This window comes from Sorangiineae bacterium MSr11367 (genome assembly GCA_037157805.1).
Lineage (GTDB): Bacteria > Myxococcota_A > Polyangia > Polyangiales > Polyangiaceae > Pendulispora > Pendulispora rubella.
The window spans coordinates 3,905,054-3,930,022 of the sequence record CP089983.1 but is presented as its reverse complement, the minus strand read 5'-3'; the positions used below and the strand labels follow the sequence as shown (position 1 = coordinate 3,930,022).

At 64.1% G+C, this 24,969-nt stretch carries 20 protein-coding genes; 13 read left to right on the top strand and 7 right to left on the bottom strand.

Going from position 1 to position 24,969, the window contains the following annotated elements; all coding sequences use genetic code 11:
* Positions 1-2 precede the first annotated feature (2 nt).
* The 5 genes from LVJ94_15830 to LVJ94_15810 are packed head-to-tail and all read left to right on the top strand — an operon-like array spanning position 3 to position 5,481.
* Entirely contained in the window at positions 3-221 is a 219-nt protein-coding gene (locus LVJ94_15830) for a DUF350 domain-containing protein (GenBank protein WXB08699.1), read from the top strand.
* A gap of 3 nt (positions 222-224) precedes the next feature.
* Positions 225-1,778, top strand: a complete 1,554-nt coding sequence (locus LVJ94_15825; protein WXB08698.1) for a polyamine aminopropyltransferase — start codon at positions 225-227, stop codon at positions 1,776-1,778.
* Positions 1,769-3,391 carry an FAD-dependent oxidoreductase gene (locus LVJ94_15820; GenBank protein ID WXB08697.1) on the top strand — a complete coding sequence of 541 codons (1,623 nt, stop codon included), beginning with the start codon at positions 1,769-1,771 and terminating at the stop codon, positions 3,389-3,391. Before LVJ94_15825 ends, LVJ94_15820 begins: the two co-directional genes overlap by 10 nt.
* Positions 3,392-3,393: 2 nt before the next feature.
* On the top strand, positions 3,394-4,476 hold the full coding sequence (locus LVJ94_15815) for a hypothetical protein (GenBank protein ID WXB08696.1): 1,083 nt from the start codon (positions 3,394-3,396) through the stop codon (positions 4,474-4,476).
* 30 nt (positions 4,477-4,506) lie between these two features.
* Positions 4,507-5,481 (top strand): ADP-ribosylglycohydrolase family protein, encoded by a 975-nt coding sequence (locus LVJ94_15810; GenBank protein WXB08695.1) that lies wholly within the window; start codon positions 4,507-4,509, stop codon positions 5,479-5,481.
* Here LVJ94_15810 and LVJ94_15805 read toward each other — a convergent pair.
* Positions 5,478-5,675, bottom strand: a complete 198-nt coding sequence (locus LVJ94_15805; protein ID WXB08694.1) for a hypothetical protein — start codon at positions 5,673-5,675, stop codon at positions 5,478-5,480. The two genes, LVJ94_15810 and LVJ94_15805, sit on opposite strands and share 4 nt — an antisense overlap.
* Before the next feature lie 67 nt (positions 5,676-5,742).
* Between LVJ94_15805 and LVJ94_15800 the strand changes: the two genes are divergently transcribed.
* Positions 5,743-5,982, top strand: coding sequence for a hypothetical protein (locus tag LVJ94_15800; protein WXB08693.1), 240 nt, complete (start codon positions 5,743-5,745; stop codon positions 5,980-5,982).
* Here the strand turns inward: LVJ94_15800 and LVJ94_15795 are convergent.
* Entirely contained in the window at positions 5,961-7,094 is a 1,134-nt protein-coding gene (locus LVJ94_15795; GenBank protein ID WXB08692.1) for a hypothetical protein, read from the bottom strand. The two genes, LVJ94_15800 and LVJ94_15795, sit on opposite strands and share 22 nt — an antisense overlap.
* Positions 7,095-7,190: 96 nt before the next feature.
* Here LVJ94_15795 and LVJ94_15790 point away from each other — a divergent pair, with 96 nt between their 5' ends.
* The 5 genes from LVJ94_15790 to LVJ94_15770 are packed head-to-tail and all read left to right on the top strand — an operon-like array spanning position 7,191 to position 11,315.
* Complete coding sequence (locus tag LVJ94_15790; protein ID WXB08691.1) at positions 7,191-7,913, top strand: M50 family metallopeptidase; 723 nt, start codon at positions 7,191-7,193, stop codon at positions 7,911-7,913.
* A gap of 20 nt (positions 7,914-7,933) precedes the next feature.
* Entirely contained in the window at positions 7,934-8,431 is a 498-nt protein-coding gene (purE, locus tag LVJ94_15785) for a 5-(carboxyamino)imidazole ribonucleotide mutase (GenBank protein WXB08690.1), read from the top strand.
* Complete coding sequence (locus LVJ94_15780; protein ID WXB08689.1) at positions 8,428-9,603, top strand: ATP-grasp domain-containing protein; 1,176 nt, start codon at positions 8,428-8,430, stop codon at positions 9,601-9,603. The genes purE and LVJ94_15780 overlap by 4 nt, the downstream gene beginning before the upstream one ends.
* A gap of 34 nt (positions 9,604-9,637) precedes the next feature.
* Positions 9,638-10,279: a DUF47 family protein gene (locus LVJ94_15775; protein ID WXB08688.1), complete on the top strand. Its 642-nt coding sequence runs from the start codon at positions 9,638-9,640 to the stop codon at positions 10,277-10,279.
* A gap of 7 nt (positions 10,280-10,286) precedes the next feature.
* The gene (locus tag LVJ94_15770) at positions 10,287-11,315 is read left to right on the top strand and encodes an inorganic phosphate transporter (protein ID WXB08687.1); all 1,029 of its coding nucleotides are present in this window, start codon (positions 10,287-10,289) and stop codon (positions 11,313-11,315) included.
* Between the two features lie 198 nt (positions 11,316-11,513).
* Here LVJ94_15770 and LVJ94_15765 read toward each other — a convergent pair whose 3' ends face one another.
* The 3 genes from LVJ94_15765 to LVJ94_15755 form a co-directional block, all read right to left on the bottom strand.
* Complete coding sequence (locus tag LVJ94_15765; GenBank protein ID WXB08686.1) at positions 11,514-12,821, bottom strand: hypothetical protein; 1,308 nt, start codon at positions 12,819-12,821, stop codon at positions 11,514-11,516.
* Positions 12,822-13,006: 185 nt separating this feature from the next.
* The gene (locus tag LVJ94_15760) at positions 13,007-14,173 is read right to left on the bottom strand and encodes a thiolase family protein (GenBank protein WXB08685.1); all 1,167 of its coding nucleotides are present in this window, start codon (positions 14,171-14,173) and stop codon (positions 13,007-13,009) included.
* Positions 14,174-14,214: 41 nt separating this feature from the next.
* Positions 14,215-16,587: a 3-hydroxyacyl-CoA dehydrogenase/enoyl-CoA hydratase family protein gene (locus LVJ94_15755; protein WXB08684.1), complete on the bottom strand. Its 2,373-nt coding sequence runs from the start codon at positions 16,585-16,587 to the stop codon at positions 14,215-14,217.
* 250 nt (positions 16,588-16,837) lie between these two features.
* Here LVJ94_15755 and LVJ94_15750 point away from each other — a divergent pair, with 250 nt between their 5' ends.
* The gene (locus LVJ94_15750; GenBank protein ID WXB08683.1) at positions 16,838-17,713 is read left to right on the top strand and encodes a hypothetical protein; all 876 of its coding nucleotides are present in this window, start codon (positions 16,838-16,840) and stop codon (positions 17,711-17,713) included.
* Positions 17,714-17,762: 49 nt separating this feature from the next.
* Here the strand turns inward: LVJ94_15750 and LVJ94_15745 are convergent, their stop codons facing one another.
* Positions 17,763-18,842, bottom strand: a complete 1,080-nt coding sequence (locus LVJ94_15745; GenBank protein ID WXB08682.1) for a tetratricopeptide repeat protein — start codon at positions 18,840-18,842, stop codon at positions 17,763-17,765.
* A gap of 837 nt (positions 18,843-19,679) precedes the next feature.
* Between LVJ94_15745 and LVJ94_15740 the strand changes: the two genes are divergently transcribed.
* Positions 19,680-23,018, top strand: coding sequence for a serine/threonine protein kinase (locus tag LVJ94_15740; protein WXB08681.1), 3,339 nt, complete (start codon positions 19,680-19,682; stop codon positions 23,016-23,018).
* Positions 23,019-23,042: 24 nt separating this feature from the next.
* Here the strand turns inward: LVJ94_15740 and LVJ94_15735 are convergent, their stop codons facing one another.
* Entirely contained in the window at positions 23,043-24,521 is a 1,479-nt protein-coding gene (locus LVJ94_15735; GenBank protein WXB08680.1) for a hypothetical protein, read from the bottom strand.
* Positions 24,522-24,969 lie beyond the last annotated feature (448 nt).

Sequence of the window (24,969 nt, the reverse complement as noted above, 5' to 3'; positions counted from 1 at the left end):
AAATGAATACGATGGCCATCGTGCAATCCGTCGTGACATCGCTCGTCTTCAGCGGCATCGGGCTGGTGATGTTTCTCTTGGCCTTCAAGGTATTTCAGTGGCTCTCACCGTTTTCGATTCGGAAAGAGATCGAGGAAGATCAGAACACCGCGCTCGGTATTTTGATGGGCTCGGTGATGCTGGGGCTGGCGATCATCATCGCCGCCGCGATTCACGGATAGACGATGGATCTGCCCCTGCCCGGCCCTTCCGCTGATGGGGAGGGCGCTGACGTCGCGCCGAAGCCGTGGCTCTTGTTTGCGACGGTGCTCGTCATTGCGACGGCGGGCATCGTGTACGAGTTGGTCGCCGGTGCGGTGGCGTCGTACGTGCTCGGCGATTCCATCACGCAGTTCTCCATCGTCATCGGCGTGTACTTGTCGGCGTTGGGGCTCGGAGCCTACCTGTCGCGGTTCATCGATACCCGGCTGGCGCGTGCGTTCGTCGAGGTGGAGTTCTCCACGGCGCTCGCCGGCGGTGCCTCGGCGCCGGTGCTCTTTTTGGCGTACGCACACACCAAGGCATTTTCCCTGGTGCTCTACGGCACCGTGGTGGTGGTGGGCACCTTGGTCGGGCTCGAGCTTCCGCTGCTCATTCGCATTTTGCGGCAGCGCGTGGTCATCAAGGAGCTCATCGCGCGCGCCCTCGCCTTCGACTACCTCGGGGCGCTCGTCGGCTCGCTTCTCTTTTCGCTGCTGCTCGTACCGAAACTCGGCTTGGTGCGCACCTCGCTCGCGTTCGGCCTGCTGAACGCGGTCGTGGGCATCGCCTCCACCTGGTACGTGGGCGGCGGGCCCGAAATGCGCGGCGCGCGTGTGCGCGGTTTCGTCATTGCGGCCATCTTGCTCGCGGCCTTCACCCAAGCCGAGCGCATCACCGCGGCGGCCGAGGACCAGATTTACGCGGACGAGGTCATCTTCGCGCGGCAGACGGCGTACCAGCGCATCGTGATGACCCGCTCGCAGCACTCGTTTCAGCTCTTTCTCAACGGCAACCTGCAATTTGCGTCGGCCGACGAATACCGCTACCACGAGGCCCTGGTGCATCCGGCGTTCGCCGCGGCGGAGAAGCGCGCCCACGTGCTGGTGGCCGGTGGCGGCGACGGGCTCGCGGCGCGGGAAATCCTGCGCTACCCCGAGGTGGAAGACGTCACCCTGGTCGACATCGACCCGCAGATGACCCAGATTGCCAGCACCTTGCCGCTTCTGCGCGATCTCAATGCGCGGAGCTTCAACGATCCCAAGATGCACGTCGTTCACGACGATGCGATGGTGTGGCTGGCCAACGCCGAAAACAAATACGACATCGTCGTGGTCGACTTTCCCGATCCGAACAACTTCGCGCTGGGCAAGCTTTACACGACCCGCTTCTACAACCTCGTGCGGCAGCACCTCGCACCGGGCGGCGCGTTGGTGGTGCAGGCCACCTCGCCGTTGTTCGCGCGCGTATCGTTTTGGTGCATCGCCAAGACCATCGAGGCCGCAGGCTTCATCGCCAAGCCATACCATGCGGCGGTTCCGTCGTTCGGCGAGTGGGGGTTCGTGCTCGCCAAGCGCGAGCCCTTCGAAGCGCCGGAAAGGCCGAGGCTCGCGGGCCTTCGCTTTCTCGACGAAGCGTCGATGAAGTCGCTCTTCGTGCTCTCGCCCGACATGGCCGAGGAGAAGGGCGTCGAGATCAACAAGTTGAACAATCAGATCCTCGTTTCGTACTACGAACACGAGTGGCGCCGATGGAACTGACCCGGCGGCAAATTCTCGAGGCGCTGCTCTCGGTGCCGGTGGCCGCTTCCGCGTGCCGGAAATCACGCGCGCCCATCGCGGGCAGCATCCGTGGCCCCTCGATGGACATCGGGCACAAGCTTCGTGCGGCGGCGGCGGCGACGCCCGCCGGCGAAAAGTCGCGTGTCTCGGTGGCCATCGTTGGCGCAGGCCCGAGCGGGCTCTCGGCGGCGTGGCGGCTCGAGCGGCTCGGCATGACCGACTTCGTCGTGTTCGATCTGGAGGGACGCCCCGGCGGCACCTCGCAATATGGAGACGATGCCATCGTGCCCTACCCCTGGGGCGCGCACTACGTTCCCATGCCCTCCGCGGAAAACCGCGCGATGGTCGAGGTGCTGCGCGAGGTCGGCGCCATCGTGGGCACGGATGCGCACGGCGCGCCGGTGGCCGCCGAAGAGCAACTGGTGCGCGCGCCCGAGGAGCGCGTCTTCTATTTGGACCGCTGGTACGAAGGCCTCTACCTCCGCGCGGGTGCGAACGAGACGGATCTGGAGCAATTGCGCCGTTTTCAGGCAGAAATCGACCATTTCGTCGACCTGCGTGACGGCTCGGGACGAAGGGCCTTCACCCTACCCTTGGCGCGCAGCAGCGACGACGCGGATTTGACGTCGCTCGATCGCGTCTCCATGAGCGATTGGCTTGCCTCGCGCGGCTTCACCAGCCCGCGCCTGCGCTGGTGGGTCGACTACGCATGCCGCGACGACTACGGCTTGCTCGCCGAGGGCACGAGCGCGTGGGCCGGCATTTTCTACTTCGCCTCGCGCGCGCAAGGGAAAGGCGAATCCGCGGCGCCCTTGCTGTCGTGGCCCAACGGCAACGGGCGGCTGGTCGAGCACCTGGCGGGTGTCACCGGAACGCGCCTTCGCGTGGGGCACCTGGTGATGGACCTCGCACCGCACGAGACGGGCGTGGACCTCACGGTGTTCGACACGACGGCGAACGAGCTGCGCGCCTGGACCGCGGATCACGTGGTTTTCGCCGCGCCGAAGTTCACCGCCGCGCACGTGATCCGCCCCTGGCGCGAGCACCCGCCAGAGCATTTGCGCGAGCTGGACTACGGCGCGTGGATGGTCGCCAACGTGCATCTCAAAGGCCGCCCACCGTCGCGCGGATTCCCCATGGCCTGGGACAACGTGCTCTACGACTCACCGTCGCTGGGCTACGTCGTCGCCACGCACCAGGGATTGCGCGACTACGGGCCCACGGTGTGGACGTACTACTACCCCTTCACGGGATCGTCGCCGCGCGAAGGACGCGAACGCCTGCTCGCGCTCGACCACGCCGCCTGCTGCGACGTCATCGTGACCGACCTATCCCGCGCGCACCGCGATCTCACGAAATACATCGAGCGCATCGACGTCTTTCGCTGGGGTCACGCGATGGCCCGGCCGCGCGTCGGGCATCTCTGGTCGGGCGCGCGCACCCGCCGCGCCGAACCCTTGGCCCGCATCCATTTTGCGCATTCGGATCTATCGGGCATTGGCCTCTTCGAGGAGGCACAATACTGGGGAGTTCACGCGGCCGAGGCGATCCTCCGCGAGCGAGGGCGCACCATCGCGAGCCTGTACGGATAGCCATGAAGTATGGCCCGTGGATCTGGGGACCGCGCACGGATCTCGCCGCGTTCGGCGGCAGTGCGGTGGTGGCCCTCGCGGTGGTGGCGCTCGGGCATGCATCGGGGATCTCCCAGGCGCGCCTGCCCGAGTGGTCTTACGTCGCCTTCATCCTGGCCATCGACGTGGCGCACGTGTGGGCCACGCTCTTTCGCACGTACTTCGATCGCGAAGAGTGGGCGCGGCGCAGGGTGCTCTACGCGGGACTGCCCATCACTGGATACATTGTGTTTACCGCGCTCCATTGGATCTCGCCGATGGCGTTCTGGCGGACGCTCGCCTACCTCGCGGTTTTTCACTTCGTGCGCCAACAGGTAGGTTGGGTACGCGTCTACCAGCATCGCGCGCAGCCGAAGGATGCACTCTGGGAGCGCCGATTCGAACAGGCCGTCGTTTATGCGGCGACGTGCGTGCCGCTGCTCGTGTGGCATGCCTCCTTGCCGCGTGCATTCCAGTGGTTCGTCCCCGGCGATTTCGCCTCCGCGGCGTGGCTCCGCACCTACGTCCCGGCCCTGAAGGGCGCCTATGCCATGTTGCTCGTCGTCTATTTCACACGCACGGCATGGCGGCTCGTGGCGAGGCGCGCGATCGCATTGGGCAAATTCGTAGTCATCGCGACAACGGCCCTCTGCTGGTGGGTCGGTATTTGCGCCACCGACAGCGATTTGGATTTCACCGCCACCAACGTGATCCTGCACGGTGTACCGTACATGGTGCTTCTCTGGCACTACGGGCGCGCACGGCGTGAGGAGCGACCGAACGCGCTCGGCTCGCGCATCGTTGGTGCGGGCGTCGGTGCATTCTTCGGGACACTCCTCGCGTTCGCTTTCATCGAGGAAATGCTCTGGGACCGCTTCGTCTGGCACGATCGCGCGTGGCTATTCGGCGGGGGCGACGACGAGGTTCCCCTCGCCGCCGCCTGGCAGATCGTCGTCGTCCCGCTGCTCGCACTGCCGCAGGTTACGCACTACGCGATGGATGCCGTTCTCTGGCGCCGCAAGGATCGAACGCCGGCTCTCGAGCGAAGCTTGCTCGATTCCCGTTAAGTAAACATTCACTTGTTGTAAACTCGTTTCATGGGGCGAATTCAGCGCGAGCTACCGGCCGATCACGCCGCGCGCCTGCGCAGGGCGGAGGCGTCGCTCGACGGCCTTTCGGTCGGTGATGCCTTCGGCGAGCGCTTCGTCGGCGACGTCGACGTGGTGCGTGCGCGCATTGCCTCGCGCACGTTGCCGCGCCCCACGTGGGATACGACCGACGAGACGGAGTTGGCCTTCGCCATCATCCAGGTGCTGGATCGCTACGGCCGCATCGACCAAGACGCGCTGGCCGATCGCTTTGCCGATCGCTACCAGGCCGATCCCGCGCGCGGGTACGGCGCCACGGTGCACGGCGTCTTGCGGGCCATCGGCGAAGGGATGCCTTGGCGCAGGGTCGTGCGCGAGCCGTTCGAGGGCTTGGGCTCCATGGGCAACGGCGCGGCGTCCCGCGCGGGTGTCGTCGGTGCCTACTTCGCGGACGACTTGGAAAAGGTGGTCGCCGAGGCACGCGCCTCCGCGGAGGTGACGCACGCGCACGCGGAGGGGCAAGCCGGTGCCATCGCCGTCGCCGTGGCCGCGGCCACCGCATGGCGCATGCGCCGAGCCCCTCAGCGCGCGCAGCTATTCGAGACGGTTCTCCGCCACACACCGGAGAGCGATACCGCGCGCCGCATTGCGCAAGCCTCCCAACTCGCGCCCACCGCGTCGGTCGATTTCGCGGCGCGCAAGCTGGGCAACGGCTCGCAGACGCTGTCCGTCGACACCGTGCCCCTCGCGCTTTTCTGCGCCGCGCGGCACCTCGACGACTACGTCGAGGCCATGTGGTCCACCGTCTCCGCGCTCGGAGATCGCGACACCTTGTGCGCCATCGTGGGCTCCATCGTCGCCCTCTGCGCGCCGCCCATCCCTGCGAACTGGCTCCTCTGCCGCGAACCCATCGGTGACCGCGTCCCCGACAGCTACCACCTCACGCTGGTCACCGGCCGCAGCACGCCCCCCGCCGAAGACTAGTTGTCCGCGGCGCCCTCCGTGATCCAGCGGCGGATGGTGTCGCGCGTGGACTGCGCGAGCGGCGGCTGGCCCTGGGGCATCTGTGAGCCGCAATCGGGCTCGCCGGTGCACGCCGCGGCAAGCTGCTTTTGATCGCCGTCGAGCTTGTGCATCACGTAACTCTGCGCCGGATCGCCCGGGGTCACGAAGTTCATCGTGGGGACCTGGGGCGCTTTGACATTCACCAAGTTGGCACGAACCGCGGCAGGATCGCCTGCGAGAATGATCCCGTTCGTCGTCCCCGCGGCATGGCACGAGGAGAAGGCGCAGCTGTTTCGAAAGATGGGGGCCACGTCGTTTCGGAACGACACGGGCCCCGAGGGGGAGTTGCCGTCGTCACTGCTGCTGCAGGCTGTCGAGATGATGGACAAAGCCAATGGCAAACAAATCAAAAACGACGACGGCTTCGGCATGGGTGTGATTCTCCCTCGGGTTTGGGTCTACACGATGGCCTTTTCGTAAACTCGATACTTCTTGTACGGCATCGCCCCCATCGCTTTTATTCCCACATTGATGGGGCCATCGTCTTCGCGCGTCCACGAAAGCTCGCCCCACCGGTAGCCTTTGGCGATGCCGCGCTTCGCGACCTCCACGTACATGGCCGCGGAAAGTCCCCCATATTTCTTCACGTGACGCAGCTCGCTGCGGATGCCCAGCATCATCAGCCGCGTGGAGATGGGGTGTTTCACCTTCATGCGCCAAATCAACTTCGCCACACCGAGGGGGAGAAGTTTGCCATTCAAATCGGCAATCGCCTCATTCAAATTGGGAATCATGATGCACATTCCCACCGCGCGCCCGTCGATCTCCGCCATGAAGGCGAGATCTTCGTCGATGATGAGCTTCAGATCCTTGGCGACCTTCTCGACTTCCTCGGGCAGCGCCGGGACCATGCCCCATTTGCCCTGCCAGGCGTCGTTGTAGATCTCCATCACGTTTCGGATCTCCACGTCCATGCGGCTCGTGTCGATGGAGCGAAGGCGCACCTCGGGCATTGCCTTGACCTGCTCCCAGGCGCGCAGAACGCGCGCGGGAAACTCGCCGGCGGAATACTTCCAGGCGATGAGATCTTTTTCCTTCTTCAAACCCGCGGTCTCGGCGAGCCGGCCCTGCCACCTGCGCGAGTGGGCCATCATGACCACGGGCGGCTCGTCGAAACCCTCGATGAGGATGCCCGATTCCTCGTTGATGTAGAGCGAGTGCGGGCCGCGCATCCGCTTCATTCCGCGCCGGCGCAGCCAACTCTCCGCCGCGTCGATGAGCGCAGTAGCGACCTCTTCATCGTCGATGGTATCGAAAAAACCGAAGAAACCGGTGTCGTCCTTCCACACCCGCAGATGTTCCCGATCGATCTGAGCCGAACAGCGCCCGACGAGCTGCGAGCCGCGCCACGCGGTGAAGAACGTTACGTCGGCACGCAAAAAGAACGGGTTCTTCTTCGGGTGCAAACGCTCGCGAAACTCGAAATTCAGAGGGGCAACCCAATGAGGATCGCCCCGGAAAACCTCGTGCCCTGCTTGAATGAAGGGCCGAATATTTTCTCCGGGCTTATGTTCTCGAATCGTGATCTTCACACAGACCTCCAGCAGCGTCCCTGAAAAGCGTGGCTAAGGTGTAGGTGCTGCCTTCGTCGTTACCACGGACAGGCCGCGCTTGGTAAAGGGTTCTCCATGCTGTCGTTCGCGCTCGGTTCCATCCCCATCCGGATCCATATCTCGTTCTGGTTTACCGCGGCGCTCCTCGGCATGTCGCGCGATCCCATTGACCTCATCGTCTGGATCCTCGCGGTCCTCGTGTCGGTCCTCCTGCACGAACTCGGACACGCGCTGACCGGCAAAATCTTCGGCCTGGCTCCGCAGATCGAGCTGTACGCCTTCGGCGGGGCCACCTCGTGGCAAAACGGAAACCAGCTCTCGTCGTGGAAGCGGGTGCTCATCAGCCTCGCGGGGCCGCTCACCGGCATCGCGCTCGGTGCGATCACCTTCGTCGCCGTCGCGCAATCGGGCATCTCGCCCTGGCATCTGGACGAATGGATCCTGGAAGCGCACGCGCGCAACTCCATCAAAGCCATGGCGGTGCTCTCCTTCGCGCGATCCATGCTCTGGATCAACCTTCTCTGGAGCCTGTTCAATCTCCTGCCCATCCTGCCCCTCGACGGCGGCAATGTGATGGCCCACACCTTCGCCGCACTCTCCAAAGGCGGGGGGCGGCGCGCGGCACACATCATCTCCGCCGTGGTCGCGGCCGCGATTGGTACCGGGTTGTTCGTGAAGTTTGGAACCCTGTACATCCTCGTCATCCTCTACATGGGGCTCTTCTCCTTCCAGAACATCCGGGCGCTGCAGCCCGCCAACGACGAAGCCCCGCCCCCGCCGACTAGGCAACGGTGGTGAATTCGTGTAGTCAGCGCGCCATGACTCACCCGCTCGTCGGCATCATCATGGGGAGCGACTCCGATTGGGAGACGATGAAGCACGCGGCCGATTTGCTGGCTGCGCACGCCATCCCCTACGAGGTCGCGGTCATCAGCGCACATCGCACACCCGATCGGATGGTGGAGTACGCCAAAAATGCCGCCGGGCGCGGGCTCAAGATCATCATTGCGGGGGCTGGCGGTGCCGCGCATCTTCCGGGCATGGTCTCGGCGCTCACCCCGCTTCCCGTCCTCGGGGTGCCGGTGCAGTCGAAGGCGCTCAGCGGGTTGGACAGTCTTCTCTCCATCGTGCAGATGCCGCCGGGCATTCCCACGGCGACGTTTGCCATTGGACACGGCGGCGCGACCAATGCCGCGGCCTTCGCCATGCGGATCCTCGCCCTCGAAGATGCGCGCGTTCGTGATGGGCTCGAACGCTACCGCCAGGAAAATGAAGCACGCGCCTTGGACGGCCACGCGAAAATTCAGAAGCCATGAAACGAATCGGCGTTCTCGGTGGGGGTCAACTCGGCACGATGCTCGCGGGGGCCATTCACGACCTCGGCGCGGAAGCGTGCATCTACGAGCCCGAACCTGCTGCCCCCGCGTGCGCTCGCTTCCGCGAAGTGGTGAACGCGGCGTGGACCGATGCCGAGGCGCTCGGTCGATTCTTCGCGTCGTGCGAAGCCGTGACCTACGAGATGGAGCACATCGACACGCGCGCCCTGAAGGCGCTCGATACGACGGCAAAGCTCTTTCCCAACGTGCACGTGCTGGAAACGGCGCAGGACCGCGCGCTCGAGAAAACGTTTCTGCAACAGGCCGGTCTGCCGCACGTGGCCTTCGCCGTCGCGCGCGGCCGAGACGAGCTTTTGCAACTCGCGCCCTCGTTCGGCTTCCCCTTCATCGTCAAGACGATACGCGGAGGCTACGACGGCAAGGGGCAGGCATTCGTCGCCACGGCGGCGGATCTCGAGCCCATCGTGAGCAAGCTGGCGCCCGACGGTGTGTACCTCCTGGAGGAGGCCATCGACTTGGCGCTCGAGGCCAGTGTCATCGTGGGCCGTTCTCCGCGCGGTGAAGAGGCGGTGTTTCCCGTGTTCGAGAACGTGCACAGTGAGCACATTCTGGATCTCACGGTCGTCCCGGCGCGGATTCCGCCGGAGCTGTCGGAAAAGCTGCAGGCCATTGCCATCGATGCGGCACGCGCGCTCGACGTGCACGGTTTGCTCACGACCGAATTTTTCGTCTCGCGCAAGCCCGGCCGCCCGACGTCGCGCAGTGTGGCGGTCGGCGACTACCACGTGTACGTGAACGAATTTGCTCCGCGGCCGCACAATTCGGGTCACGTCACACGCAACGCGTGCACCGCAAGCCAATACGACGTGCTTGCGCGGATTCTGCTCGACGTGCCCGTTTCCTCCCCCGCCCTGGTCGGCCCCGGCGTTTTTTGCATGGGCAATTTGCTGGGCGACGTGTGGCTAGCCCAAGGCCGGCGCGATTTGGATCTTTCGAGCTTGCGCCAATTTCCGGAGGTCATCGACGTGGTTCTCTACGGCAAGCGCGACGCGCAACCCCGCCGAAAAATGGGACATTTCGTGACCCATGCGCCGGATGCCGACCGGGCAATCCAAGCGGCCAAGGCTTTTCGAAAGAACCTTCTCACTTGACTCGAAGGCACCGTTCCGGGTCGACTCACGCGCCATGAGCCTCCAATCCGTAGTGCGATGGCTCCTCCCTCGCGAGGATCACTTCTACGACTTTCTCGAACGGCAAGCCAAGGTAGCCTCCGAGGCTGCCACGGCACTGGCCGAGTTTCACAATCCCGAATCGACCGTCGCCAGCGTGCGGTCCAAAGTGCAGGCGGCCGAACACACGGGCGACCGAATCGTCCACGAGATGGAAGAAGCGCTGGCGAAGACCTTCGTCACGCCGATCGATCGCGAAGACCTGCAGCGCCTCTCCTCGCAGCTCGACACGGTGACCGACCTCGCCAATGCGGCGGCACGTACGTGCGATCTCTTCGGCGTCCCGCGCCCCACCGAGCCGATGATTGCGCTCATCGACAAGCTGATCGAATGCACCCGCGTGCTCACGGAAGCGATTCCGATGCTGCGCACGCAAGATTACAAAGAGCTTCTCGAGAAGTGCCGTGTGCTGCGCGGCATCGAGAAGGAAGCGGACCTCATCTACCGCGAGGCGATAAGCCACCTTTTCCACTCGGATCAAATCGACGCCAAAAAGCTATTGCGCGAAAAGACGGTATTGGACGAGCTGGAAAACGCGGTCGACTACTGCGAGTACGTGTCAGAAACGCTGGCCAATCTCGCCGTCAAGCAAAGCTGACGGAATCATGCTGAGTCTTCTCATCGCCGTCATCGTCACGGCCGTCGTGTTCGACTTCATCAACGGCTTTCACGATGCCGCCAATGCGATTGCCACGGTCGTCTCGACCGGCGTGCTTCCCATTCGCACCGCGGTGTTCATCGCTGGCATCTTCAACTTCGTCGGTGCCGTCACGGGCACCGCCGTGGCCAAGACCATCGCCTCGGGCTTCGCCGATCCCTCGGTGGTTTCGCAAACGGTCGTCTTGGCCGCGCTGATAGGCGCCATCATCTGGAACCTCATCACGTGGTGGTACGGCATTCCTTCGAGCTCGTCGCACGCGCTCGTCGGCGGGCTCGCAGGCGCGGTCACCGCGCACGCCGGGCTCGGAGCCTTCCGCTGGGTCGCCTTGGTCGAAAAGGTGATGATCCCGCTGGTGGTCTCCCCCACCCTGGGATTCCTCATCGCCTTCTTCGTGATGATCGCGCTTCTCTGGATCGTGCGCCGCATGCGCCCCGATTTCGTGCACAAGGCATCGCGACGACTGCAGCTGGTTTCGGCGTGCTTGATGGCGCTGTCGCACGGCTCCAACGACGCGCAGAAATCCATGGGCGTCATCACCTTGGCGCTGCTGGCGTTCATGGCCAAGGGCCACCATGCGGGCATCCCCGAGTGGGTCCTGCCCCACGGCAAGGCGAACGAGGTTCCCTATTGGGTCATCATCGTGTGCGCGGCGGCGATTGCCCTCGGCACGATGGCGGGCGGCAAAAAGATCATCAAGACGATGGGGACGAAGATCATCCGCATCTCGCCCCTTCAGGGCTTCGCCGCCGAAACGAGCGGTGCCCTGACGATTCTCACGGCAAGCCACCTGGGCGTCCCCGTCTCGACGACCCACTGCATCAACGCCTGCATCATGGGCGTCGGCGCCAGCAAGCGCGTGAGCGCCGTCCGCTGGGGCGTCGCCGGCAACATCGTCATTGCGTGGATTTTGACGCTGCCCTTGAGCGCGGCGATCTCGTTCGTAACGATGGTGCTCTTGCGGGGTGTGGGCTAATCCGCGAGCTGCAGGATTGCGCTACCCTCAGAAGAGGGAACCGCCAGGACGCCAGGGTCGCCAGGAGTGAACGGAGTTTTTGGGTTTCCAGTTCGCCAAGGCTAGAAACTGGAAACCAAAAATTCAGAGTCGTTTCCGTCGGTGCCCCTGGCGACCCTGGCGTCCTGGCGGTTACCTTCTTCTGCGCCGAGACCGACTTTACTGCTCCACGATCACCGGGCGCCGTTTGCCCGAAGGGGTGACCGGGATCTCGTCCACGAGGTGGAGCGCGATGGGGACTCCGCGGATGGTGCGGCGGAGGCTTTCCATGATGAAGCGGCGGGCGCCGTCGTCGAAGTTGGCCGAGGGGACGATGCGCAAGGTGATGGATCGGTCCTTGTGCTGCACCGCTTGGTACTGCTGAACCGCGCGTGCCAGCGGCAGCATGAGCACGGGGAACAGCATGCCGTGCACTTGGCCGCCGAAGCCGTCGATCAATGTGTCGGCCTTGCGTCCCTCGACGGATCGGATCCTCGGGAGCGCACGGCCGCAGGAACAGTGGCCGTCGGGCATCGACTTCGCGAGATCGCCGTTGGCGTAGCGGATGAGCGGTGCGCCGAAGTTGTGCAGATCGGTCACCACCACCTCGCCGGTTTCGCCGGGGAGCGCAGGGCGCTTCTTTCCCGTTTCGTCGGTGACCAACACTTCGAGCAGGATGTTCTCCATGCTCACGTGAAGGCCCTCGTGCGCGTCGCACTCCATGGCGAGAAGCATGGTCTCGCGCCCGCCGTACGAGTCGAACACGCTGGGCCCGAAGGCCTTCTCGATTTCGACGCGGTCGTGCGCGAAGAGTTGCTCCGCCGTGCAGATGAACGGGATGGTGCCCCAGTCCCGCGCCTGCGTCGTGTTGATGTACCGCGCGAGGTTACCGCCCGCTTGCGAATACGAGATGATCACCGCGGGCTTGAAGCGGCGGATCGTCTCCACCGCATTCGCAAGCCCCGATTCGTCTTGCGCCACGCAGTCGACGTAGCGCTCGCGCCGCATCATGCGGTCCACGGTGATCTTTGCCCGCTTCTTGAACGGCGGCTTGATCTGCGGTGGCCCCCAGTAATGCATCACGCGGTCGCCCGGGCGGAAATGTGCCCAGCCGTAGCCGCGCCACTTGATGCCCTGACGCCAGTGCTCGCTCTCCTCGTCGTACGCGATGGTGATCGGCGTACCGGTGCTGCCGCTGGTCGTCTTTTGAATCGTGGGGAACGGTGGCGCCGTGCTCTTGCGCTCGGCGAGCGACTCCCGCACCTCGGCACGGCTCAAGAGTGGCAGCCGCCGAATGTCATCGGGCGTGCGGATGTCGCCAGGGGCGATACCCGCGTCTTGAAACGTGCGCCGGTAATAGGGCACGTTGTCGTAGGCATGCCACAAGAGCCGGCCGAGCGAGGCCATCTGCCTCGTGACCAGTTCGTCTTGGGAGAGCCATTGGGTGCGTTCTAGGTAGTGCAGGCGCGCGAGCGTAGGTCGCCCCATGAGCGCCTCCCACGCAGGAAAGAGCGCGTGCCTGTACAGCGAGCCATACGGATCGAAGGCTATCATTGATGATGCGGGGTGGAGGTTGCCCCCTACCTTCGATGCGGGAGACCGGTCCCGGAGTGCGGGGGCGAAAAGATGACCTCGGTCGATTCTTTTCGCCCCAACTCAGGCGGAGAATCGACTCAGCGAATGGCTTCGAGCAACGCTGCAGCCCCCATGCCGCCGCCGATGCACATCGTGACGACAGCGTACTTGCCGCCGCGGCGCTTCAGCTCGTACAGCGCCGTCGCCGTCAGCTTGGCCCCCGTGCACCCGAGGGGATGGCCCAGGGCAATCGCGCCACCGTTCACGTTGAGCTTCTCTTCCGGGATGCCCAGGGTTCGTTGCACGTACACGGCTTGGCTGGCGAAGGCCTCGTTCACCTCGAAGACGTCGATGTCCTTGATGGACTTCCCGGTCTTCTGCAGAAGCTTCTGCACCGCCGGGACGGGGCCGATGCCCATGATCGCCGGGTCGACGCCCACCGTGGCGTAGGCGCGGAAGTAGCCGAGGCCCTTCACCCCGAGCTCGTCGGCCTTCGCCTTGCTGAGCACCAACGCGGCCGCCGCACCGTCGGACAGCGGAGAGCTGTTGCCGGCGGTGACCACGCCTTTGGCGCTGAATGCCGGCTTCAACTGTGCGAGACCTTCCGCCGTCGTCTCCGGACGGATCAACTCGTCCTGGCGGAAGTCGAAGGTGACGCGCTCGTTGCCTTGGTAACGAATCCCGCGGACCGTCACCACTTCGTCCTCGAACTTCTTTCCCTCGCGCGCCGCCGTCGCCTTTTGCTGGCTCTTCAAGGCGAAGGCGTCCTGGTCTGCACGCGACACGTCGAACTTCGCCGCCACGTTCTCCGCGGTGATGCCCATCGGCGTGTACGCCGTGGGGAACTTCTCCATCACCTCCGCCGACGCACTCAGCTTGTTGCCCGTCATGGGCACCATGCTCATCGACTCGACGCCGCCGGCCACCACGATGTCGTTCGAGCCAATGGCAATCGCGCCCGCCGCGAGCGCAATGGCCTGCAGGCCGCTCGAGCAGAATCGATTGATGGTCATCGCCGACGAATCCTGCGACAGCCCGCCCAACAGCCCGGCGAGCCGCGCCACGTTCAAACCTTGCTCGCCCTCGGGCATGGCGCAGCCCAAAACGAGATCTTCCACCAGCTCCGGCTTGACCTGCGGAACGCGGGCCAGGAGCGCACGGATCACGTCGCCCGCGAGCTCGTCGGGCCTCTTGAGCGCCAACGAACCTTTGTGCGCGCGCCCCACCGCGGAACGAACTGCCTCTGCAATGACGATATCAGCCATGTTTGCCTCTCTCGAAAAGTGAATCGCGTGGGTGCGCAGGTCTAGTTCCGCAGCGGCTTGTTGTTCATGAGCATGTACTGCATGCGCTCTTGGCTCTTCGGCTCGCCGCAGAGGCTCACGAAGGCCTCGCGCTCGAGATCGAGCACATCCTGCTCCGTCACCTCGCGCGACGCGCCGCCGGCGCCGCCGCAGAGCACCACGGCCAGCTTGCGCGCGATCTTCGCATCGTGCTCGCCGGCAAAGCCGCCGGCCTGGAGGGTATCGACCATCATGCTCAAGGTGGCGATGCCGCTTTCACCCGGGAGCGTGTACGCCCGCGGGACCGGCGGATGGTAGCCCGCCTCCGCCATGCCGATGGCCCGCGCCTTGGCCTCGGTGAGCTGCCGCGCGCGGTCGAACGACACGCCGTCCGTGCGCCGGAAGTAGCCGAGTGCCTTCCCTTCTTCCGCGCTGGTCGCCACCTTGGCGAGCGCGATGTTCTTGAAGGTCTGCGTGACGAACTCCTGCGTGACCACCGTCGTTCCTTCCGGAACCGACTCGAGCGCGCGCCAGAGCATGTTCATGGTGCCCGCGCCGCCGGGGATCAACCCGACGCCGACTTCCACGAGGCCCGAGTACGTCTCGGCCGCGGCCTGAACCGCGTCGCTGCCGAAGCAAAGCTCGAGACCGCCGCCGAGGGTCATGTTGTACGGCGCCGCGACCACGGGCACGTGCGCGTACTTCAGACGCTGCGTCGCGTCCTGGTAGCCCTTCACCATCGTATCGATCTGGCCCCACTCTTTCTGGCTGGCCGCCATCATGACGAGGAGCAAGTTCGCGCCGACGCAGAAGAACTCGCCCTGGTTGGCGATGACCAGCGCGCGGAAGTCGCTCTCCGCCTTCTCGGCGGCCTGCGACAGCATGGAGATGACGTCCGGATCGATGCTGTTCGCCTTCGTCTTGAAGGTGAGCCCGAGGACGCCGTCGCCGAGATCCCACGCCTCGGCGCCGTCGTTCTTGAGCACCGGCGCCTGGCCGCGACGGAGCACGGTCAGGGTGGCGTTGCGCGGATCGACCTCGCGCTTGACGTAGGCGCCCTTGAGCAAGTCGTAAACGGTGTCGTCCTTGTAGAAGCCCGTCGCGCCGCTCGCGCGCATCTTCTTCACGGAGTCGGGAAGCTTGAGGCCGTCCTTCTCCATGCGGTCCACCGTCTCGGCGAAGCCGAGGGCGTCCCACATCTCGAAGGGCCCAAGCTCCCAGTTGTATCCCCAGCGCATCGCATCGTCGATGGCGACCACGCTGTCGGCGATCTCACCGATGCGGCGCGCCGAGTACGCGAGCGAGCGCGAGGCGACCTTCCAGGCGAACTGGCCGGCCTTGCCCGTGTCGGCGACGATCTTGCGAACGCGCTCTTTCGGGTCCTCGATCTTCGAGACGGACTTGGTGACGTTCTTGATGCCTTCGTCGCCGCCCTTGGGGCGGTACTCGAGCTTCACGGGGTCGAACGTCTCGATCACCTTGTTGGCGCCTTTGCGGTAGAAGCCACCCTTGGTCTTGTCGCCCAGGAACTTCTTCTCGACCATGGTGCGGAGGAAGGCAGGCACCTCGAATACGGCGCGGTCTTCGTCGTTGGTGAGCGAGTCGAAACAGTTCTGCGCAACGTGCACGAACGTATCGAGGCCGACCAAGTCTCCCGTGCGGAAGCTGGCGCTCTTCGGGTGCGCGAGCGGCATGCCGGTGATGTTGTCGACGTCCTCGGGGGTGAGACCGTCCTGGAGCATCTGGTGGATGACCGCCATCATGGCGTGGACGCCGATGCGGTTGCCCACGAAGTTCGGCGTGTCCTTGCCGAAGACGATGCCTTTGCCCAGCGCGTCTTCGCCAAAGCGGCGAATGCGGTCGACGGTGACGGGATCCGTGTCGGGACCGGCCACGAGCTCGAGGAGCTTCATGTAGCGGACCGGGTTGAAGAAGTGCATGACGAGGAAGTTCTTTTTGAACGCCTCGGTGCGGCCGGTCATCATGTCGTGGATGCGCAGGCCCGACGTGTTGGACGCCACGATGGCGTGCGCCGGAAGGATCTTCTCCAGCTTGGCGAAGAGCGCCTGCTTCACGTCGAGCCGCTCGATGACGGCCTCGATGACCAGATCGTAGTCCTTGAGCTTCTCGAGATCGTCCTCGGTGTTCCCAATGGAGACGAGCCGCGCGTTGGACTTGTGGAAGAACGCCGCGGGTCGCGACTTGATGGCCTTCTCGAGGCCGCCCGCCGAAAAGCGGTTGCGGGCTTTTTTGTCCTTCTTTTCCGCATCCGTGAGGTTGGGCGGAACGATGTCCAGAAGCAGGACCTCGAGTCCCGCGTTGGCGAAATGCGCGGCGATGCCGCTTCCCATCACACCTGCGCCGATGACGGCCGTACGTCGGATCGCCTTGCTCATGACATCCCTTTCAAAGTGAGTGGCCATCAGATGACGCAATTTGGAGGTCGGACGCAAGACTGAATGCGCATTCATTCATTCTGGCCCAGCCGCGCCCGGTAGTCGGGCGCGCACGGCAGTTCTTGACAGATTTGCGAACGAATCGCAGAGATTTAGCCGTCGGGGCTGCTATGGTGAAAGTGGTATTTTGCGCCCAGCTGCAACGAGGTGGGTCGGCCGAGCTGGGCGTTTCTTCTGTCGGGACTGAGCCATGGTAAGCCGCGAACACGAAGCGCCCATTCTTCTCGTGCGTGAGCGGCCCGAGCTCGTCGCAGAGCTTTTGCGTGACTGGCTCGCCGTAGTGGTCCCATCCCACAGCGAAGCGCGCGTCGAGGCGGCCGACTTCACGCAAGTGTTCCCCGTGGAGTTTCGCGCCGACGCTGTCGTAACGCTGCGGCAGGACGGCCAGCCAGTCATGGGGATCATCCTCGAAGTGCAGCGCGGCGAGGACGACGACAAGCGTGGTTCCTGGCCGCTTTACAACGCGGCCTTCCACGCGCAGATCCGTTGCCAGATCGCACTCGTGGTGATCGCCGAAGACGAGAACGTCGCGCGGTGGGCGGCCAAACCCATCATGACGCTGCAAGCCGGCTCCGCCTTCACACCGCTGGTGCTTGGCCCTTCACGCGTTCCGGTGGTCACCTCGGAGGAACAAGCGTGCCGGGCGCCGGAATTAGCTGTGCTCTCCGCACTCGTGCACGGGAAGAAGCGCGGGCTCGAGGTGGGGCGCGCTGCGGCACGCGCAGCCCTTTCACTCGACTTACCCGGCGAGCGCCGCACGCTTTACCTCGACCTGATCCTCTCGGCACTCGCCGCCGAACCGCGTGCTACATTGGAGATTGAGATGGACCTGTCCGGCTACAAGTTCAAGAGCGAGACCTTCCGGCGGCAGATCGCGGACGCCCAGGCTTTAGGTGAAGCCAAAGGCGAGGCACGCGCGGTCCTGACCGTTCTCTCCGCGCGCAAGCTCGCCGTAAGCGAGGAACTGCGCGCTAAAATCCTCGCGTGCACCGATTTGGCCGTCCTTGAACGCTGGATCGAGCGGGCCGCTACCGCATCCAGCACCGAGGACGTCGTACAGGAGTAATCCGCTGGAATCGCTATCGTAGCCCCCGGGAAGGCTTCGTTAGGTTGAATCAAGCGAAGATCGAAGCGAGGGCGGTTCGGCAGACGATGGTCTTGGGGTGCTCTGGCGGCAAGGACGCTTCGAAGATACGTAGGGCGCGAAGCAAGGACGTACGCGCCTCGTCCCATTGAGCGCACTGCACCGACAACATGCCCAGATTATGCAAGGTCATCGCGAGGTCGGCGTGGTGCTCGCCGAGCAGTCGCTCTTTGATCACGAGGGCGGTCACGTAATGGTGCCGCGCAGTTTGCGTGTCACCGCGCTCCGCTGCACCGACACCGAGGTTGTTGTGCAAGACGGCCAAGTCGTACTCTCGCCCCGGAGTGCGCTCGAAAAGGAGCCGTACGCGCGCGTAGAGCTCTGCAGCCTCGTCGACGCGACCGAGCGCTTCGAGCACGGGCGCGAGCGCTAGCCGATCGGCCGCGACGTCCGGATGTTCGTCGCCCAGCACGGCGCGACGGATTTCAACGGCGCGCCGCGCGGGCGGCTCGGCCTCTGCATAGTCACCGGCATCGAACGCCAACCCACCGAGGTTATGGCAAATGGTGGCGACCGTCGTAGATTCGGGCCCCCTGGTGCGCTCTGCAATGTCGAGCGCGCGGCGATAGGTCGTTTGCCCCTCGCCGAATCGCCCCGCGTATTTGCAAACCATGCCCAACGCATTGAGCGCCGCACCGGTGTCGGGATCCTGAGGCCCCAATCGGTGCTCGGCATCGGTAACCGCACGTGTCAGGATAGCATGTGCCACGTCGAGCCGGCCCAAGGTACGCGTGATGTGGCCGAGCGCAATCTCGACCTGGATGCGAAGTCGCTGCACCGTCGGATCGGGCTCGTCGATCCATCGACGCATGATCTCGGACGCCCAGAGATACGTCGCTTCGGCGTCCGTGTAGCGTTCAGCGTCTTCGTGAATCTTGCCCAGCGTCAAAAGCGCGCTGGCCACATCTGGATGGTCGTCGCCGCACGCGAGCCGCAGCCGCTCGAGAGCCCGCTGCGTCGCTTCGAGCGCAGCGACGAGGCGCCCCGCACGCCGCAGTTCATCGGCGCTTTCAAGGAGTCGAACCGCCTCGTCGATCTCGTCCTCTGCCAAATTACCGTTGCGCGCGCGTTAGACGTGCGCCGATGGTGACTTGGCGCTCGTTGTGATTGGTCTTTTCGTCCTCTCCTACTCCTGCCCTTAGCGTGGTACGCACGCGAATTTCGCGATTGGAACGGTCATGCGTTTCCGTTTCGACATCGAGCTTCACATTCGGCTTCTCGTCATGCGACGAGTCGTGGATTGAGGAAGAGACTTGATTCGTGTCAGTGTGCATGGGCTTCTTCTCCAAAGTGCAACCCGAGGATTGCAAAGGGTGCATTCAGCACATTGCGCCGCAATGGACCGCGCATGCGCGCAGTCCGAAGGCATCCTCACATGAACGAGATCCGCGTCAAGGACTCGACCCCAAAATCTCATCCACAGTATCGAATACAGCCAAATACGAAGAACGCCCTTCGACGACCACAATCCGAGTCGCGACGTAACGACAGCACGGTCTTGCGCGCGGGGTGAATTGTTCCTTTGCACGGCATGCGATCCGAACGCACCCGAGTGATGCCGTTCGTTCCCAACTCGCACCACACCTATCGCCACGCCGAGCCCGATCATCGGCACCTCCCGCTACTCCGGATGCCCGCCACGGGAGCGCACGCGTCCGGGTTAGGGTGTGCAGCGCAACCTCTGACGTTCTCCAGGTTGCAAAGCCTCTGGTGGGCGGAAGGGCTCCCATACCGAGGCGGCCAGGTTGCCAACGTGAGTTCGCCGATGTCGAAACGGCTCGATGGCCCTGAAGATTTCACTGGTACGCGACAGCTCGCTCGCAAGTCATCGACGCCTGGTCCGTGGCCGAGGAACCCGTCCCCGCGGTCGCCGAAATGCGACAACTCGTTGCCCGACTTTGCGGACCCCGAAAAAGCTTCACGGCCGCGCCAGCAGATCCGTGCCCTTGCTCAAAATCCATGTATAAAGAGGGCTGGCCGTCGTGCCAGACGCGTCCTTTGGGGCTTCCACGACCGCAACGCTCTCCGTGACCTAAAGATGTCGCTCGGTCTGCAAAGAGGCTCTCTATTCGCAGGGCGCTACCGCATCGTCCGCCGACTGGGCTCGGGCGCGATGGGCAGCGTGTACGAAGTGGTGCACCTGCAGACCGAGCGGCCGTGCGCGTTGAAGATCATGCATGCGCACATCGTCGAGCGCGAGGAGATGCGCGACCGCTTCAAGATGGAGGCGAAAGTCGCGGCCCGCGTGGGCAGCGAGTACATCGTCGACGTCCTCGACGCTGGCGTCGACGAGCCGACCGGTATTCCGTTCTTCGTGATGGAACGCCTTCGGGGCGAAGACTTGAGTCGGCGGCTGAAACGCGTCGGCCGGGTCGAACCCGAGGAGGCCCTCCGTTTCCTGCACCAAGTCTCGATGGCCCTCGATCGGACGCATCAAGCATCCATCGTGCACCGCGACTTGAAACCCGCGAACCTATTCCTGACGGAGGGCCCCGACGGCAAACCGCGGGTCAAGGTGCTCGATTTTGGCGTCGCAAAGTTCATCAGCGAGGCCGGCGCGGGAGCCACGACGGCCATCGCGGGGACGCCGCTGTACATGTCGCCGGAGCAGTGCCGCGGCGGCAAAGTGACGGCTGCCGCCGACGTCTATGCCTTCGGGATGATCGCCTACACGTTGCTCGTGGGCGAGGCCTATTTCGCGGACGAGTTTGCGCACACGAGCAACTTGGTCGCCTTTGCACTGGCCACGGTGAACGGGCCCATCGACCCGGCCAGCGTACGCGCTTCGAATCGCCAGGTGCAGCTGCCGAAGGCGTTCGATGGGTGGTTCGGCACGGTGACGCACGTGGATCCCGAGCGCCGCTTCGCGAGCACCGGTGAAGCCGTGCGTGCACTTGCGATCGCGTTGGGGCTCGATCCGCTGCCCGAGGCGAGGCCTTCCATGTCGCCGCCGGCAGCAGCGTCGGCCACGGCCGACGTTCCACCGGACTCGGTGGGCGATCCGACCCAGGTCGCCGGAGATGAGGCCGACTGGATGGCGCCCACGGCAACCGCCAGCATCATGCCGAGTGATCCGGCAGTGAGCGCCCAAGCCTCGCAGCTGTCCGCGGCACCGCACGTCACCGATACGGCAAGACCGCACCGCCCGAGTACCACCGTCGATGTCCGGAGAAAAAGTCGGTGGATGTGGATCGCAAGCGCGGCCGCAATTGCGGGCGCCGCGGGTTTGACCTTCGGATTGCCTCCTGCCCCCGAGGCGATGCCCGCAGCGTCCCCCCTCGCAGCACAGACCTCGGTGCTCGCGTGTCCTGTTCTCGAGGCGTCGGGCGTTCCAGAACCCGCGGGTTGGCTCGGTGCCGCCGCCGCAGCGACCGTCTGTGAACGCGCCCGAGTCATCCTCGGGGGAAGTGCGTTACGCACTCTCGTACCGGCGGAGCTACTGTCGCTACCGGCTCAACCCGTCGACCACTTTCCAAAAGACCCGTATGGGCAAGCCGACGCGCGGACGAGATCCCTCGAAGCCGCACGCCATCGCGCCGCTGCATACATCGATGGTACGGTGACGAAAGATCCTGCCGGGTTCCACACCACATTGGTGCTACGCCGGCCGGATGGCTCCGAACTCGGACACGCCGATGGGAAGGGACGCGCGCTCTATGAGGCGGTGCGGCAGGCCATGGCGCCTCTCGTTTCGCCCGACCTGCTCCCGAAAGCGCGCGAGCTGGATCCAACGTTCGTCGAATGGTCGCGCGCCAAGGACATCAACGCCGCACTCGACCTACTCGACATTGGGATGGCGATCCACCAAAACGCCGGCTCCCTGTCCGATGAGTGCGCGAAGCTCGCAACTCCGAGCAGCGGTGCCGCGGAAGTGGCGGCGAGCGAGCGATGGCGATGCGCCTACACACTCGGTATTCCATCGCAGCCCGTAGCACTCCCGCCCATTGACGCGAAGACGGCTTCATCTGGAGCCTTGGCTGCACGCGCGCTCCATCAGCACTACGCCCGTCTTAGCCCCGATCCAGATGTGGTATCGCGTCTACGCGCCGATTTCGAGCGCGAGCAGACTCCACTGGGTCGCTCGGTTCTCGCGGCAACCCTATCGTGCCTCGTTCAAGGCTCGGATCCAAAGCAAGCATCGGATCTCGCGCACCTGGCGGTGCAGGCCGACCCAAAGAACCCTCTCGGTGGCTTTTGCGCGCCGTGGGGACAGCTCTTGTCCGTCGCACGAGATACCGCGAGCATCGACAGCGTCATCGACGCGAGACAGGCCTGGCTACCCTGGCAAGAAAACGGATGGATTGCCTCCGCGTTTGGGGGAAGCGACCCCAAATTGGCAACCAAATACGCTCGGCGTGCCTACGCATTGGCGCCGTACAATGCTTACGTTACGGACGTTCTCGCAAACAACTTGCTCACCCAAGGTGAGCGTGAAGAAGTTCGTACGATGGCGCTCTCCATGGGGACCGGCAGCTACCCCGTCCTCAAAGTCGAAAGCGATCTGCTCCTCGTACAGGTCGACGCCAGTGAGGCGCGCTTTGGCGCGGCTCTGGCACGTGCACGGCGAGCCATGGAGATCAGACCGGATGATACCGGCTGGGTCCATGTCCAGCGCTTCGAAATTGCTTGGCATGCTCTCGAAATCGGTGACGTCCTGGGCCGAGCCGCGGAAACGGCCGATCTCATCGTCGAGCGATTCCTGGACCCTGATCCCTCGCCACTTGACGACAATGTGACGGTGCCGTTGCGGATTCCGGCGATCTGCATGCGCGCATCGCAGCGCGTGTCGCAGCGATGCTTTACCCGATTTCGTGCTCTTCGCAGTCACTTGTCCGGGGGAATTCTTCCGTTGACGGATGTCGCGACGGAAGGAGCGGAACGCTATGCCCACGGAGATCTCCTCGCTGCCGCAAAGGCGTGGAAACCACTTCTTCGAGATCCCGGAGTCTTTGCGAGAGTGTTTTCCGGAGCGATGGAAGAAGCCTTGGAGCGCTCCGGGGATGAGGAACTCGTGCAACGGTTGGAATCCGTCGCGGCGGAATCGGGTGGCAACCGTTACAACGGTGCCGCGCCCGCCGACGTTCGTGCGGCGAGACGCGCAGCCGCGCACGGCGATTTCGAGCGAGCGCGGTTGCTCGCTCGAAAGGTGATCGAAGCGTGGTCGGTTGCTGACGAAACCGTCCCGGCCGTCGGCGAGATGCGAAAGTTGATCGGGCGCACACGATAGTGCCCCCCATCAACTCACGGCATTTCACTGCCGTTTTACGGCACAAGCATCGCTACGCTTGCTCGCGAGATCGCATGGCCCGTTCAAGAAGACGGTAATCGGCTCCTTCCAGGTGTTCGTGGTGGGTTGGGTCTCCTTGCAATCGTCGTACGCGGGACCGGGGATGGGTGCTCCGACAGCGCAACGATTGCCTTGCGACGCGTAGCAGGCTCCCGGCGTGTATTGGAAGCACGTCGTCGTGGAAGACGGAATCGCGCACAGGCGTTCCGAGAGCTGCGCGATCCCGTTCTGCCAGATACCGCTAAAGCACGCATACATCTTGCCATGAAGGGTCTCCCTTCCCCGCCGACGCTTCTTTTCGTTGTCGGTCGCGTCGTAGGAAAGGTCCCCGTAGAAGCCTCCTTCAGGGTAGGTAAACACCTGCTCCTCGCTCGCCGGATATGCGAGTGAGGATGGCGGCGCACCCGATACATCGAAGTTCAACGGAACGGACGCTGCGTCGACGGCTTCCTTTGGATCTTGCGGCGCGAGCATCAAGCTGAAATACCCCGTTGGGACACCACCAACTTTCGGTCCGTTCGGCTCGCACTTGAACGCGAGCTTGGCGCCCTTACCATTCGCGCATCCGGGGCCCCCATCCGGAAATGCCTCGCTGTAGGGATGAGACGGATTCGGGCCGCCGCTCTGGCAACCGTAGATACCTTTGCAAGCGCGAACCATCACGGCGGGGCCATTTGCGCAATAACTATCCGGCGTCGTGACCGTGATGGTGCTTCCCGCCTGGCAGCGCCCCACGTAGAGCGATTGCCAACCACACTTTCGCGTGACGTCCCCGTAGGCCTCCCCGCCCGAACATGCCTCGAAGCTCTCGAGGGGGATGCCGTTGTCGTCGTACGCATCAACCTTCTCGCGATAATTGCGCTGCGTGCCGACTTGCTTCGAGAGTTCCAACGAGAACCCCGCGGGACCGCGAATGGAGATGGGAATGTGTGCAGCCAAAGCATTCGTTCGCGCGACGACGCACGAAGAGACCGTATCGCGACAAGAAACGTTATCGTTGGTCTGCCACTCGGGGCAAAGGCCCAGACCACCGCGCCAAACGACGTGCGTTCCGTCGTGCGGATCGTACTTCACGACTTCTTCCGGCGGCAGTGCGCACGAAACGATGTAGTTCATCAGGGCCCGCGTTTCCTTGGTCTGCAACGACTTGCGAATGGCATCGCCCGACGACGTCGGCTCGTCAGCCAAGGCCTGCAGCTTGGCGAGCGGCGCCTTCCACAATCCCTGACGGAGTGCAGCGCTGAGATCGAACGCCGCCGGCTTCAGCGCTTCCGCGGGCAGCCCGTTGGACTTCTCATCATCCCCTCCTCCACCCAAGACGCGCATCTTCCGACCGGGCGTTTGCGTCTCGTCGTCGTCGATCTGCGGAGCTTCGCTCGCGCAGGCCATGAGGCCGATGACCGATGAAGCGGCGAGCGCAAATACCGAATAGAGATGTCGCATGAGAGGATCCTCCCTTTCCACTTCGTAAACCAACAAGACCAAATTGAGGGACTTGCGTCCTGAACGCGCGCAGTATCACCTTGAGTGGGAAAAGCTGCTTGTTCGCGCGTTTCGGAGCATCGAACCGGAGCGCCGGGGCTTAGAGCAAGGTGCACGCCATCGACGTCGCCCGATTGGGCGACAAGCAGGTGCGGAGCAAGCTACCGGAATTTCGATCAATCGTGAGGCAACGGAAGATACCACGGGTGCAACAATTGCTGAGCCGCTGTTGCACCTGTTGCACCTGGCGAAATATCCCTATTTTTCCCGGTGGACCGGCCGGGAGCGCCAAATGCCTACCCCAGTGCCAGCGCAACAGGGTGCAACAGTGCAACACCTGCAACCTGGGGGACCGCCGCGGGACCATCCCCCCCGCCTTCTATACGCAAAGACCGCGCAACATCCCTAT

Coding starts and splice junctions, on each gene's coding strand:
- LVJ94_15830 (WXB08699.1), top strand. CDS start 3: ATGAATACGATGGCCATCGTGCAATCCGTCGTGACATCGCTCGTCTTC.
- LVJ94_15825 (WXB08698.1), top strand. CDS start 225: ATGGATCTGCCCCTGCCCGGCCCTTCCGCTGATGGGGAGGGCGCTGAC.
- LVJ94_15820 (WXB08697.1), top strand. CDS start 1,769: ATGGAACTGACCCGGCGGCAAATTCTCGAGGCGCTGCTCTCGGTGCCG.
- LVJ94_15815 (WXB08696.1), top strand. CDS start 3,394: ATGAAGTATGGCCCGTGGATCTGGGGACCGCGCACGGATCTCGCCGCG.
- LVJ94_15810 (WXB08695.1), top strand. CDS start 4,507: ATGGGGCGAATTCAGCGCGAGCTACCGGCCGATCACGCCGCGCGCCTG.
- LVJ94_15805 (WXB08694.1), bottom strand. CDS start 5,675: ATGAACTTCGTGACCCCGGGCGATCCGGCGCAGAGTTACGTGATGCAC.
- LVJ94_15800 (WXB08693.1), top strand. CDS start 5,743: ATGATCCCGTTCGTCGTCCCCGCGGCATGGCACGAGGAGAAGGCGCAG.
- LVJ94_15790 (WXB08691.1), top strand. CDS start 7,191: ATGCTGTCGTTCGCGCTCGGTTCCATCCCCATCCGGATCCATATCTCG.
- purE (WXB08690.1), top strand. CDS start 7,934: ATGACTCACCCGCTCGTCGGCATCATCATGGGGAGCGACTCCGATTGG.
- LVJ94_15780 (WXB08689.1), top strand. CDS start 8,428: ATGAAACGAATCGGCGTTCTCGGTGGGGGTCAACTCGGCACGATGCTC.
- LVJ94_15775 (WXB08688.1), top strand. CDS start 9,638: ATGAGCCTCCAATCCGTAGTGCGATGGCTCCTCCCTCGCGAGGATCAC.
- LVJ94_15770 (WXB08687.1), top strand. CDS start 10,287: ATGCTGAGTCTTCTCATCGCCGTCATCGTCACGGCCGTCGTGTTCGAC.
- LVJ94_15765 (WXB08686.1), bottom strand. CDS start 12,821: ATGGGGCGACCTACGCTCGCGCGCCTGCACTACCTAGAACGCACCCAA.
- LVJ94_15760 (WXB08685.1), bottom strand. CDS start 14,173: ATGGCTGATATCGTCATTGCAGAGGCAGTTCGTTCCGCGGTGGGGCGC.
- LVJ94_15755 (WXB08684.1), bottom strand. CDS start 16,587: ATGAGCAAGGCGATCCGACGTACGGCCGTCATCGGCGCAGGTGTGATG.
- LVJ94_15750 (WXB08683.1), top strand. CDS start 16,838: ATGGTAAGCCGCGAACACGAAGCGCCCATTCTTCTCGTGCGTGAGCGG.
- LVJ94_15735 (WXB08680.1), bottom strand. CDS start 24,521: ATGCGACATCTCTATTCGGTATTTGCGCTCGCCGCTTCATCGGTCATC.